Raw genomic sequence first — 12,752 nt, 5'->3', positions numbered from 1 at the left:
GCCGCAGTGGGTCCAGCCGGAGTACCAGCGGACGCCCCCCGCTTCGCCGCCCCACGAGATGCAGGTGCCCTTGGCGCTCAGGGTCACCGGACCGGCGTAGTACAGGTAGTAGCCCGCGTCCGGAGCGTCCTTCAGGTCGCTCTGCCGCTCGATGTTCACCCTCAGGTCGTACCGGGTGGTCCCGTTCGGGCTGCGCTTCCAGGTGACGGCGCAGTTGCTGGAGCCGTTGTAGAACAGGTAGACGTCGGCGACCGTGCCGATGGGGTGCTGGTCGATCAGGTAGTACCCGCTGCCGACGCTGTTGCAGGCTCCGCTGGGTGTCGACGCCGCCTGCGCCGGAGCAGCCGCGAACAGCATTCCCGTCGTCATGCCCAGCACACTGAGGGCGAGCGCCGCTATCCGCTTCGACTTGCGCATGTCTCTCCGTTCGAACATCAGTACCGGCAGGTGCCGCACGCACGATAGCAGCGCCCAAGATCACCCGGCTACGCTCACCCGGTCCGACCAGCCGAACCTCCCGTTCTCCAACACCCTTCCGGCACAGTCACTTGATGCCCAGTCATCGCAGCCTGACGACCGGTCACCGAAGTGCAGCTCCTCGATGAGGCCGCGGTACGTTCGAAAGGCATGCTCGGGCGTGTTCAGCTCGCCGGCCAGGGCGGCCACCGTCCGGACGACGGTGGGGGCCGCCGCGACCGCGTCCGCCGAGCGGCCCTCGTCCGACGACGCACCCGGACCAACGGGCAGAAGATCCGAAGGAGAGGGCCTAGCCGGGCAGGCGGGTGCCGGTCCAGCCGGTGTCCGTCCATCCGGAGGGGGTGCGGGTGTGGCGGCGGCGCAGGTGGTGCCGGTCGGGGCCGGCCTGCCAGAACTCGGCCTCGGCGGCGTGCAGCGCGTAGCAGCGCAGGCCGGGCGAGGGCGTGGCGCAGCCGGGGGAGGGGCGGACCGGGCCGCGCAGGCGGACCTGGCGGCCGTGGACGGGCCAGTAGACGGTCACTGCGGCATCCGGGCGGGCGGCGAACTGGCGGGCCTTGGGCGACTCGGGCTCGGTCCAGAAGTGCCAGGCCGCGGCCGGGAGTTCGACGTCCCGCAGGACGAGCACCCGGGCGTCCGGCCGCCCCTCGGCGTCCACCGTGGCCAGCGTCAGCACCTGCGCGTCCGGGGTGCCGGCGGCCAGGGCGTCCAGCAGCCAGGTGGTGAACAGCTCGCCCGGCCCGGTGGGCGCGTGGTCCGGCGCCGGGTAGCCGGGGGCGGCCAGCACCGGGTGGGCGATCAGCGCGCGGACGAGCGGGCCGGGGGCGTCGGTCACGGTCCCTCCTGAACGGGTGCGGCCACCACGGTGGTGCCGCCGGCCCCGAGGGCCAGGCCGGGCGGCAGCAGCACCCGCAGGTGGCTGTGGGCGGGGGCGTCGGTGCGGGTGCACGGGGTGTCGATCCGCAACCGCCCCTCGTCGAGGGGGTGGTGGGCGTCCAGCAGCCGGACGCGTTCCACCGGGCTCGCGCGGTCGGGGAACCAGTCGGCCGAGTGCCACCGCCAGCCCGCGTACGCGTCGACGCGGCGGCCGCGTTCCTCGTCCTGCTTGCGCTTGCGCTTCCGTTGCCCCGGCACGGCACCCACCCTGGCGGTTCGCGGCGGCGGTGGCAAACGCGTTCCCGGGGGAGGGGCACCGCGCGGGCGGCTTATTAGACGCGATGTTGATAAGAATGGTCGAAACCCTTGTCGGGCCCGCTACCCGCGAGTAGTTTGCCGGTGTGCCCACCGGGCCGCCCCCGGGCCGCCCCCTCGTCCGCCCCTCGTCCGCCGCGCGTCAGGAGGCACCCCATGCCCCGCCCCACCCCGCCCGTCACCGTGCACGACAGCCTGGTGCTCGAACCGCGCGACGTGCACTTCGACTGGTCCGAGCTGCCGCTGCACTGGATCCCCGACGAGCCGATGGCCACCCACACCATCAACGTGCTGCACCTGCTGCTGCCCGAGGGCGAGCGGTGGTTCGTCAAGGTGTTCAAGGACGCCCTGCCGCTGATCCGCGACGAACAGCTCCGCGAGGAGGTGCTCGGCTTCATCGGGCAGGAGGCCATCCACGCCGAGGCCCACCAGGAGGTGCTCGACCACCTGCTCGGCCAGGGCCTCGACCCGCGCCCCTACGTCCGGCAGATCAGCTGGCTCTTCCACCGCGTCCTCGGCGACAAGCCCGGCCTGACCGCCCGCCAGCGCCGCGAGAACACCATCGAACGCGTCGCCTTCGTCGCCGCGATCGAGCACTTCACCGCCTTCCTCGGCAACTGGGCCCTCAACTCGCCCGGCCTCGACCGCGCCCAGGCCGACCCCACCATGCTCGACCTGCTGCGCTGGCACGGCGCCGAGGAGGTCGAGCACCGCAGCGTCGCCTACGACCTGATGCGCCACCTCGACCCCGGCTACCTGCGCCGCGTCCGCGGCATGCTGGTCTCCGGCCCGCTCCTGATCCACCTGTGGATCCGCGGCACCCGCTTCATGCTCGCCGCCGACCCCGCCCTGGACGGACGCCTCGCCCCCACCTGGCGCGAGGCCCGGCGCGCGGCGCGGCGCGGCCTGCTCCCCGAACCCGGACGCTTCCTGCGCTCCGCCGCCCGGTACTTCGGTCCCCGCTACCACCCCACCCGCGAGGGCAGCTCCTCGCAGGCCCTCGCCTACCTGGCGAAGTCGCCCGCGGCGCGGGCCGCCGCCATGCACTGACCGGACCGCGGAACCGGGAGGCGCGGCAGGCTGCGAAGCCAGGGGCGCGGGGAACTGCGCGAGCGGGAACGGGACTTCGGAAAGATCCGGAATCCCGGCTGTTCGAATCCTGCTTGCGGCCCTCGCGAAGCGTCTCACCCCCCCGCGGAGCGTCTCACCCCCGCGGCTCCGCCCACCCGCGACCGGCTCCCCGTCCACGGACCCCGCCCGCGTCCCGCTCCCCTCCGCGCGGTTCCCCGCGCCCCCGCCCCCGCATCTGGAGTCGTGCCCGCATGGACCTCGAAACCCCGCCCCCCGACCTCTACGGGCGCCCGCGCGCCGACCGCCTCTTCGCCCGGCTGACCGCCTTCGGCGACTGGTACAGCCCCGCGCTGGGCCGCCCCGGGCTGCGCCGCAGCCCGCGCCGGGGCGAGGCGCGGGGGGTGCCGCCGCTGCACCTGGTGGTGCTGTCGCACCGGGTGGTCGCCGAGGACGTGGTGGAGCTGCGGCTGGGCGACCCCTCCGGGGGGACGCTGCCGCCGTGGCAGCCCGGGGCGCGGATCGTGCTGACGCTGCCGTCCGGGCGGGAGCGCCACTACTCGCTGTGCGGGGACCCGGCGGACCGGCACGCGTACCGGATCGCGGTGCGCCGGATCGCCGACGGGGGCGGTGGATCCGTCGAGGTGCACGACGCGCTGCACACGGGCGTGCGGCTGCGGGTGCGCCGGCCGCGCAACGGCTTCGCGTTCTGCGGGGAGGAGAAGGTGCTGTTCCTGGCCGGCGGGATCGGCGTCACCCCGCTGCTGCCGATGGCCCGCGCCGCCCAACAGGCGGGAGTGGACTGGCAGTTGGTGCACACCGGGCGCACCGCCGCCGCGCTCCCGTTCACCGCCGAGCTGACCGCGCTCGACCCGGCCCGGGTGCACGTGCGCACCGACGACGCGCACGGCGTCCCCGACGCGGCCGAGCTGCTCGCGCACGCGCCCCGGGGCGCCGCCGTCTACGTGTGCGGGCCCGCGCCGATGCTGCTGGCCGTCCAGCGCGCGCTGCCCGCCTCGCCCGCCGCCGCGCTGCACTTCGAACGCTTCGGGGCCGCGCCGATCCGGGACGGCCGCCCGTTCACGATCCGGATCGGCGACCGGACGCTGGCCGTCCCGGCGGACCGCTCCGCCCTCGACGTCGCCCGCGAGGCCCGCCCCGACCTGCCGTACTCGTGCAAGCAGGGCTTCTGCGGCACCTGCGTGCTCAGGGTCTCCGCCGGGGCGCCCGAGCACCGCGACCGCCGCCTGACCGACGAGCAGCGGGCCGCCGGCCTGCTGCTGCCCTGCGTGTCCCGGGCCGCCGAGGGCGAGACCCTCGTCCTGGAGGTGTGAGATGCCGAAGGTGCCGCAATTCCGCTACGACGAGCGCGACCTGGCCAAGTTCCGGGAGGTCCAGCAGCTCGCCTACCACTGCGCCGAACAGGTCGCCGCCTGGATCGAACCCGGCGTCACCGAACGCCAGGCCACCGCCGAACTGCGCCGCTGCCTGGTCCGGGCCGGCGTGCAGGACTTCTTCCACGTGCCGTTCGCCTGGTTCGGCGACCGCACCGCCTTCCGGCACTTCCACACCCCGCTGCAGTTCTTCGCCGGCTCCCGCGTCCTCGCCGAGGGCATGCCGTACGTGCTCGACTGCGCGCCCGTGGTGGACGGCTACACCGCCGACATCGGCTACGGCGGCAAGGTCGGCGACAACCCCGTCTGGGACCTGCTCGCCAAGGACCTGCGGGTCTACCGCGAACTGATCCTGCGCGAGGTCCGCGCCCGCAAGCCGCTCGCCGAGGTGTACGCCGCCGTCGACGCCCAACTCGCCGCGCACGGCTACGACAACCGCCACCAGGTCTACCCCGGCCGGGTCATCGGCCACCAGGTGACCAGGAACACCGCCCGCGGCCCGGCCGGCGTCAACCTGTTCGGCTTCGGGGTGCGTACGCTGCAGACCCTCGGACGCGAACTGGTCAAGGAACGCCTGGAGGGCCGCTCCCCGCTCTGGGCGGGCGGCCGCGCCTCCCGGCACGCCCCCACGCCCGGCCTGTGGGCGGTCGAACCGCACATCGGATTCCGCGACGTGGGCATCAAGTTCGAGGAACTCCTCGTCGTCACCGACGAGGACGCGTACTGGCTCGACGACGACCTGCCGCACGTGCGGCGCTGGGCACTCCAGGAGGCAACCGCATGACCGGCCGCAGCAACGGACCCCACGGACCCCACGGCACCGACGGCACCGATGGCACCGACGGCACCGACGCGCCCCGCCGGCGCACCGTCGACTCCGGCGGACTCGCCCTCGCCGTGTACGAGCAGGGCGACCCGGCCGACCCGACGGTGATCCTGGTGCACGGCTACCCCGACGACCACTCGGTCTGGGACGACGTCGCCGCCGACCTCGCCACCGACCACCACGTGGTGCGCTACGACACCCGCGGCTCCGGCGCCTCCGGGGTGCCCGCCACCCGCGAGGACTACCGGCTCGAACTGCTCGGCGAGGACCTGTACGCCGTCGCCGACGCCGTCAGCCCCGACCGCCCCGTGCACGTGGTCGCCCACGACTGGGGCAGCGTCCAGGCGTGGGAGGCCGTCACCGCGCCCGGCTCCTACCGGCGGATCGCCTCCTACACCACCATGTCCGGCCCCTGCCTCGACCACATGGGCCACTGGATCCGGCACCGGCTGCGCCGCCCCACCCCCCGCCACCTCGCCCAACTGCTGCGCCAGGGCGCCCACTCCTGGTACATCGCGCTGTTCCAGTTGCCCGTCCTCGCCCCCGCCGCCTGGAAGCTCGGCCTGGCCCGGCTGTGGCCGCGCGTGCTGCGCGACCTGGAGGCCGTCCGCCCCCGCCCCGGCCACCCGCAGGCCACCCTCGCCAAGGACGCCGTGCACGGCATCGAGCTCTACCGGGCCAACATGCGCCCCCGCGTCCGCGCCCCGCGCGAACGGCACACCGAGGTGCCGGTGCAACTGGTCACCCTGCAACGGGACCGCTACGTCTGCGACTTCCTCTCCGAGGGCCTGGAACGCTGGGCACCCCGGCTCACCCGGCGCACCCTGAACGCCACCCACTGGTCCGCGCTGCTCGAACACGGCCCCACGGTGGCCGCGCTGGTCCGCGAGTTCACCGCCCGCGACCACGGCGCGCTCCGCCAGGAACCCTCCGCGGCGGGCGAGTTGGCCGTGGTCACCGGCGGCGGCAGCGGCATCGGCCGGGCCACCGCCCTCGCCTTCGCCGAACAGGGCACCCGGATCGTGGTCTGCGACCGCGACCTGCCCGCCGCCCGGCGCACCGCCGAACTCTGCGAACTCTCCGGCGTCAAGGCCGCCGCCTACCGGGTCGACGTCAGCGACGGCGCCGCCGTCGACGCCTTCGCCCAGCAGGTCGCCACCGAACACGGCGTCCCCGACGTGGTCGTCAACAACGCGGGCATCGGCCACTCCGGCACCTTCCTGGAGACCACCGAGGACGAGTGGCGCCGCGTCCTGGACGTCAACCTGTGGGGCGTCATCCACGGCTGCCGCGCCTTCGGACAGCTGATGGTCGAACGCGGCACCGGCGGCCACATCGTCAACCTCGCCTCCGCCGCCGCCTACCTGCCCGCCAAGAAGCTCGCCGCGTACGCCACCTCCAAGTCCGCGGTCTTCATGCTCTCCGACTGCCTGCGCGCCGAACTCGCCCCGCACCGGATCGGCGTCTCCACCATCTGCCCCGGCATCGTCCACACCAACATCACCCGCACCAGTACCTTCTCCGGCCTCGACGACGCCGCCCTCGCCGCCAAGCAGGCCCAGGTCTCCAAGCTGTACGCCCGCCGGGGCTTCCCCCCGGAGAAGGTCGCCGCCGAGATCGTCCGCGCCGTCCGCACCCGCAAGCCCGTCGTCCCCGTCACCGTCGAGGCCAAGGCCGCCCGCCTGCTCGCCCGCCTCAGCCCGGCCCTGCTGCGCCTGCTCGCCCGGACCAACGCGGGCTGAGAACCCCTGCCGGAGGCGGCAGACTGCGAAGCCGGGGGCGCGGGGAACTGCGCGAGAGGGGACGGGACGCGGGAAAGATCCGTGGACGGAGAGTCGTTGGCAGGTGGGCGGAGCCGCGGGGGGTGACACGCCCCGCGAGGCCGCCGCCGGGATTCGGGTTCTGTTGCTGCCCGGATCTTCCCGAAGTCCCGTTCCCCCTCGCGCAGTTCCCCGCACCCCTGGCTTCGCAGTCTGCTCCCCCCGGCTGCGCAGTTGGTCGCGCCCCTGGTTTCGCAGCCTGTCGCGCTCTTGGCTTCGCGGCCGGTAGTGCCTCGGCTTCGCAGTCTGTCGCGTGCCGAAAAGCGGCTGCGGGGAGTGTCCTGACCAGGGCAGACTGCGCGGCATGGAGCAGACGCCCGAAGCCCGCGCGGCCCTTCTGCACGTCGCGGCCCGCAGCAGTGGCGATCCGCTGCCCGCCGGGCTCGACGTCACGCTCAACTTCCATCCGGACCGCACCAGGCCCGACGGCGTCCCCGTCCTGGCCGCGATGGCCCGTGACGGCGTCTACCGTTCCCAGTTCAGCACCGGGACGAGCAACGGCGGCCTCACCGCCCACCCGGGGGGCGACCGCTGGAAGTGGGAGAGCCGGATCTTCGGCGGCGCCTACGACGAGGCCCCCGCCGAGAGCCGTCCCGTCTACGGCGCGCTCAACCGCCACCGCAGCCCCTACGGCGGTGCGCCCCGCTTCGGGTCCGCGCACTTCCGCCTCGCCCCCGGCACCCTGCACCGGGCCACCTTCTGCTACCCCGACAGCTTCCTCGAACCCGAGGACTTCGGCACCCTCGAGGCCATGCCGCTGCTCGCGCTCGCCGAGGCCGACGAGCAGGACGCCCTGGACGACTACATCGAGGCCCAACTGCACGACCCCGTCCGGTTCGACCTGCACGTCGCCGCGCTCGTCCTCGACCCCAGCCACCGCGGCACCGAGGTCGAGGCCGCCGCCCGCGCCCTGCCCTGCCCCGTCGAGTGGCACCCGGGCCACCGCCTCCCGGCCGCCGAACTGCCCCGCCACGCCGACTACCGGGGCCCGCACATCACCGCCCTCGCCGCCGAGGTCGCCCGCGACGGCGTGCTCGACCCCGCCGCGATCGGCGCCGCCGCCCGCAGCGGGGAGCACGACCCGCAGGACCTGAAGAAGGTCTGGCACTGCCTGGCCCGCTTCGGCCGCCCCGCCCACCCGTGGACCGGCAGCCCGTGGACCTGACGACGACGGCCGGACCACCGGCCTCCTTCGCCCTGGTCGTGGGCCTGCTCACGCTCACCCTCACGCTCACCCCGGGGCTCGACACCGCACTGGTCCTGCGCACCGCCGTCATCGCCTTCGTCCGCACCCTGCGCGCCCGGCTGCGCCGGCCCTCCGTCCGCCGCCTGCTCGACCGGGCCACCGGTGTCGCGGTGCTCGGCTTCGGCGCGAAGCCCGCCTTCACCGACTGACCGACCTCGCGTCAGTTCCCTTCGCCGAAACGGAAGTTGGCGCTCCTCGGAACAAGGTCGCATACTGGCTACTGGTCTAAACCACTGGCCGGCCGGTGGGGCCACAACGGAGGGGAACCCATGCGTCGCTCATCCTGGCGGACGGCCGCTGCCGCCATCGCCGCGCCACTGATCGTCCTCGGCGGGGCGTCCGCGGCCTCGGCCGCCGACGCCACCACCAAGACCCCCTACTCCTTCTGGGACGTCACCCACACCTGCGAGAGCCAGGTCAGCTTCTACGACGACACCGACGGCGTCCACGTCCGGTACCAGCTCGTCGACCACGGCACCGACGCCCAGGGCTGCGAGGCGTGGGCGATCACCTCCGACGGCTACCGGGGCATCGGCCACATCTACGGCGGCTCGTTCTCCACCTACGACGGCGGCACCGTGTACATCACCCCGTACGTCCACCGGGTCAGCGACTACACCCACCCCGGCCTGCCGGGCCAGACCCTCTGACGGGCACACCCCCGCACGGCCGCCGCGCGCCCCGGGCCCGCGGCGGCCCCGCCGCCCCGCCGTCTCAGCCGCGCAACTTGTCGATCCCGGCCCGCAGTTCGTCCGCCGACATGCACGGCGTCACCGTGATCTTGGCGCCCAGCCGCATCCACAGCGGCTCCATGGTGGTGACCAGCGAGGACTCCTGGTCCACGTCGACCACCAGGGTGAACCCGCGGTGGCCGTTCAGCGGGTAGAAGTACGCCGCCTCGGGCCGCAACTGCTCCATCAGCTTGCCCATCATCTCGGGCATCTTCCCGCTGGTGATCAACTCGTTGGACTTGTCGGTGTCGATCTCCGCGACGATCAGGGTTCGCATCGCACGCCTCCCGGATCTGTTCAGGGCTTCCGCGAACCGTTCCATTCTCCTGCGCCCGCCCGCCCCGGTCATGCCGGCACGTCCGGCACGGGAGCGGGTCGGCAGGTCGACAAAGCGGTAGGACGAGAGGTCGACGGAGCGATCTTCCGTGCGCCCTGCGCGTGTCCGTCGTGCGCGGGCGGGGCGTGCGCGGGCCGGGGCGGTCGGGGGCGGCTGGGGGCGAGGGGGTCAGGAGGGGCGGGTCAGGGCGTGCAGGTGGGCCTCGCGGGGGTGCGGGGGGCGGGGCGGGAGGAGGGTTTCGAGGCGGTAGCCGGCCTTCTCGGCGACCCGGCAGGAGGCGGGGTTGCCCGCGTTGTGGACCAGTTCCAGGCGGGTCAGGGCGAGTTCGCCGCCGGGGTCGAAGGCCCAGGCGGAGAGCAGGGTCACCGCCCGGGTGGCCAGGCCGCGGCCGCGGGCGGGCGCGCCCGCCCAGTAGCCGACCTCGCCGACCCCGCCGCCACCGCCGGGGCGCTTGAGCACGACGTGCTCCGCGAGCTGCCCGTCCGCGACCAGCGCGAAGCCCAGGCGGGCCCCGGTGGCGCGGCCCGCGTGCTCGTTGGCGAGCCAGCGCAACGCGTCGCCGCGGTCGTGCACCCGGTGGGAGGTCCAGCGGCGGATCTCCTCGTCGGCGAGCAGGGCCGTCAGCGCGTCGGCGTCGCCGTCCTCCCACGGGCGCAGCGTCAGCTCCGCCTCGGTCAGTGCCGTGCCGGTCGTCATCGCCGCCGCTCCTTCCGTGCGCCCCGGCGGGGCTCCCGGCCGAGCCTAACCGGTCGGGTACGTCCGGTCGGGCGGGGCCCCTGGCCGGGAGCTGACGGTCCGTCAGGAGGGGGCGCACGAGGCGCACGCGAATCTGATCGATGTGCTTCGTGACGGACCGTCAATTTTCTTGTACGGCAACCCGGATGGCCGTATTCCGCTTAACATTCGGCCAAAAGAGGTGCGCGCGGAGCCGTCCGGGGGATCTTCCGGCGGCGGTCCGGCGCGCCTCCCCGACCGACGACGAGAGCAGGGCATGACCCAGACAGAACAACAGACCAGGGCGCCCGTACCGGGCGCGCGACGGCGGCGGGCCGAGCGGGCCGCCGCCGTGGTGGCGGCCTTCGCGGCGGCCACCGCCGTCGCCGCCCCGTCGGCCTCCCCGGCCACGGCCGACGGCTCGGTGACGGTGCGGGTGGTCCGGGCGGTCGACGAGAGCGGGACGTGGAGCCCGGCGCTGGAGCCGGGCATGGGCGGGGTGACGGTCACCCTGACCGGGGACGACGGCGCGGTGCGCACCGGCGTCACCGCCGCCGACGGCACCGTGACCCTCACCCCCGCCAAGGCCACCCCCAGCGGCAAGTACCGCGTCGAGGTGGTCAATCCGGAGCCCGGCGTGCTCTACCCGGCGTTCGCCGCCCGCGAGGGCCTGACCGGGGCACCGAACCGGCTCAGCAGCAACGAGGAGTTCGTCGACCTCTCGGCCGGCAGGCAGGCCGCCCTCACCACCGGCCTGTGGAACCCCGCCGACTACTGCCAGCGCAACGCCCCGCTGGCCACCGCCTGCCAGCCGCCGATCGGCGCCCCGGCCGGCCGGCGCACCCTGCTGACCTTCCCGTACGAGTCGCGCGGCGTGAACAAGGACGTCACCGACATCGGCACCAGCGGCGAGACCGGGAACGTCTTCGGCATCGCCTGGAACCGGGACGACCGGCGGATGTTCAGCTCCGCCCAGGCCAAGCGGGCCACCGCCTACGGCCCCGGCGGGCCGGGCGCGATCTACGTCACCGACCCGGCGAAGAAGACCACCGCGCTGTTCGCGACCGTCCCGGACGCCGGGACGACCGCGCACACCGGCGGCGACGACGCGGCGTTCCTGCCCGCCGTCGGCAAGGAGAGCCTCGGCGGGCTGAAGCTCACCGAGGACGGCCGCGACCTGTACGTGGTCAACCTGCACGACCGCAGGCTGTACCGGTACGACGCCACCGCGCCGACCGCGTCCGCCCCGAAGGCCGTCTACGCCGTTCCGGCGGCCGGCTGCCCGTCGGCCGACGACTGGCGCCCGTACGGCCTGGGCATGCAGGACGGGGTCGGCTACGTCGGCGGCGTCTGCTCCGGCCAGTCCACCGGCCGGATCACCGACCTGCGGGCCGTGGTGCTGCCCTTCGACCCGGCCACCGGCGTCTTCGGGGCGGCCGTGCTCGACCAGCCGCTCGACCACCGCGGCACCCCGGCCACCCCCTGCGCGGGCTACTACTGGTACCCGTGGCAGGACACCCAGCCGCTGCAGAACGGCCAGGTCTGCGGCCTCAACCCGGAGCCCGAACTCGGCGAGGTCGGCTTCGAGACCGACGGCTCGATGCTGCTGGCCTTCCGCGACCGGTACGCCGACCAGGCCGCCGCCGCCCCGCCCGAGGGGCAGCCGCTCCCGGCCGGCTTCGTCTACGTGCTCGCCTCGGCCGACCTCAACAAGGCGTGCAAGTCCGGCGGCACGTTCGTGCTGGACGTCAACCTCGGCTGCGGCCAGAGCGTCCGCAACAAGGGCTTCTTCGACCAGAGCCGCCCGTACCCGAACGGCCACCCGTACCCGGCGTTCGCCGGCATGGCGCTGTCCCGGGTGGAGAGCTCGATCGCCACCTCCGGCTACGACGTGTCCAACAACATCGTCACCGCCGGCACCATGTTCACCCTGCGCACCGGCGCACCCGACCCGGGCTTCGGCAACGAACTCTCCGACGGCCGCTCACGCTTCGGCAAGGGCGCCGCGATGGCCGACCTCGAAGTGCTCTGCGACCGCGCCCCGCTGCAGATCGGCAACCGGGTCTGGTACGACCCGGAGCGCTCCGGCCTGCAACTGCCGCAGCAGAAGCCCGTCCCCGGCGCCACCGTCCACCTGTACGACGCGGACGGCAGGCTGGTCGGCACCACGAGGACCACCGACCGGGGCGAGTACTACTTCGACGACGGCAACGTCACCGGCGGACTGAAACCGAAGACCTCGTACACCATCCGGCTCGACGAGCCCGCCGACTACGCCGAGGGCGGCCCGCTCCACCACTGGGTCCCGACCAGGGACAACGTCGGCGACAACCGGCTGACCGACTCCGACGGCACCGTCCCGAAGGGCGGCAGCTACGTCGAACGGGCGCTCACCACCGGCGGCCCCGGCCAGGACGACCACAGCTTCGACTTCGGCTTCCAGCGGCAGCGCGGCGCGCTGCGCCTGGTCAAGCACGACCAGGACGGCAAGCCGCTGCCCGGCGCGGTCTTCCAGCTGTGGCGCGAGACCGACGACACCCCCGGCCTGCAACCCGGGGACGACAAGGTCGGCGACCCGTGCACCACCGGAGGGGACGGCACCTGCACCGAGCAGGCCGACCTCGGCACCTACTACTGGCAGGAGGTCACCCCGCCCGAGGGCTACCGGGCCCCCGAACAGCCGGTCCTCGGACCGGTCGTGCTGGACGACGCGCACCTCGACGCGGGCATCACCACCACCGCCGTCAACACCCTCGTCCCGCCGACCCCGACCCCGACCCCGACGCCCACCCCGACCCCGGCCGCCCCGGCCGCGCCCGCGCCCCCGCAGGCCCGCCCGGCACCGTCCGGCAACCTCGCCAGCACCGGCATGGCCGGGGCCGTCCCGTACGCGCTCGCGGGCGGAGCGCTGCTGCTGGCGCTCGGCACCGGCCTGCTGATCGCGGCGAGGA

The 12,752-nt window shown here is 74.2% G+C and carries 13 protein-coding genes; 8 read left to right on the top strand and 5 right to left on the bottom strand.

What is annotated here, in order from left to right; genetic code table 11:
• The 3 genes from ACFUEL_RS22830 to ACFUEL_RS22820 form a co-directional block, all read right to left on the bottom strand.
• Positions 1-417: hypothetical protein (locus ACFUEL_RS22830; protein WP_285732727.1), on the bottom strand; the 417-nt coding region annotated here is incomplete at its 3' end.
• 349 nt (positions 418-766) lie between these two features.
• The gene (locus ACFUEL_RS22825) at positions 767-1,309 is read right to left on the bottom strand and encodes a pyridoxamine 5'-phosphate oxidase family protein (protein ID WP_380238465.1); all 543 of its coding nucleotides are present in this window, start codon (positions 1,307-1,309) and stop codon (positions 767-769) included.
• The gene (locus ACFUEL_RS22820) at positions 1,306-1,608 is read right to left on the bottom strand and encodes a hypothetical protein (RefSeq protein WP_380238463.1); all 303 of its coding nucleotides are present in this window, start codon (positions 1,606-1,608) and stop codon (positions 1,306-1,308) included. Before ACFUEL_RS22820 ends, ACFUEL_RS22825 begins: the two co-directional genes overlap by 4 nt.
• A 213-nt stretch (positions 1,609-1,821) precedes the next feature.
• Here ACFUEL_RS22820 and ACFUEL_RS22815 point away from each other — a divergent pair, with 213 nt between their 5' ends.
• From ACFUEL_RS22815 to ACFUEL_RS22785, 7 genes are all read left to right on the top strand, one after another.
• Positions 1,822-2,715 carry a metal-dependent hydrolase gene (locus tag ACFUEL_RS22815; protein WP_380238462.1) on the top strand — a complete coding sequence of 298 codons (894 nt, stop codon included), beginning with the start codon at positions 1,822-1,824 and terminating at the stop codon, positions 2,713-2,715.
• Between the two features lie 272 nt (positions 2,716-2,987).
• Complete coding sequence (locus ACFUEL_RS22810; RefSeq protein ID WP_380238460.1) at positions 2,988-4,067, top strand: PDR/VanB family oxidoreductase; 1,080 nt, start codon at positions 2,988-2,990, stop codon at positions 4,065-4,067.
• Between the two features lies 1 nt (position 4,068).
• A complete protein-coding gene (locus ACFUEL_RS22805; RefSeq protein WP_380238458.1) occupies positions 4,069-4,911 on the top strand; it encodes a M24 family metallopeptidase in 843 nt (280 codons plus the stop codon).
• Complete coding sequence (locus tag ACFUEL_RS22800; protein ID WP_380238456.1) at positions 4,908-6,695, top strand: SDR family oxidoreductase; 1,788 nt, start codon at positions 4,908-4,910, stop codon at positions 6,693-6,695. Before ACFUEL_RS22805 ends, ACFUEL_RS22800 begins: the two co-directional genes overlap by 4 nt.
• A 382-nt stretch (positions 6,696-7,077) precedes the next feature.
• Positions 7,078-7,938: a DUF3626 domain-containing protein gene (locus tag ACFUEL_RS22795; RefSeq protein WP_380238455.1), complete on the top strand. Its 861-nt coding sequence runs from the start codon at positions 7,078-7,080 to the stop codon at positions 7,936-7,938.
• Entirely contained in the window at positions 7,929-8,168 is a 240-nt protein-coding gene (locus tag ACFUEL_RS22790) for a hypothetical protein (RefSeq protein WP_380238453.1), read from the top strand. Before ACFUEL_RS22795 ends, ACFUEL_RS22790 begins: the two co-directional genes overlap by 10 nt.
• A gap of 120 nt (positions 8,169-8,288) precedes the next feature.
• On the top strand, positions 8,289-8,669 hold the full coding sequence (locus tag ACFUEL_RS22785; protein WP_380238452.1) for a hypothetical protein: 381 nt from the start codon (positions 8,289-8,291) through the stop codon (positions 8,667-8,669).
• A gap of 64 nt (positions 8,670-8,733) precedes the next feature.
• On the opposite strand, the gene ACFUEL_RS22780 is transcribed toward ACFUEL_RS22785, so the two are convergent.
• Together ACFUEL_RS22780 and ACFUEL_RS22775 are read right to left on the bottom strand one after the other, a co-directional pair.
• A complete protein-coding gene (locus tag ACFUEL_RS22780; protein ID WP_380238450.1) occupies positions 8,734-9,027 on the bottom strand; it encodes a hypothetical protein in 294 nt (97 codons plus the stop codon).
• Between the two features lie 228 nt (positions 9,028-9,255).
• Entirely contained in the window at positions 9,256-9,783 is a 528-nt protein-coding gene (locus ACFUEL_RS22775; protein WP_380238448.1) for a GNAT family N-acetyltransferase, read from the bottom strand.
• Between the two features lie 295 nt (positions 9,784-10,078).
• On the opposite strand from ACFUEL_RS22775, the gene ACFUEL_RS22770 reads away from it, so the two are divergent.
• On the top strand, positions 10,079-12,752 hold a 2,674-nt coding region (locus ACFUEL_RS22770; protein WP_380238446.1), incomplete at its 3' end, for an SdrD B-like domain-containing protein.

It is taken from the genome of Kitasatospora sp. NPDC057198 (assembly GCF_042670125.1).
Lineage (GTDB): Bacteria > Actinomycetota > Actinomycetes > Streptomycetales > Streptomycetaceae > Kitasatospora.
Note: the sequence above shows the minus strand (reverse complement) of the source record. Positions and strands in the feature narration are given on the sequence as shown.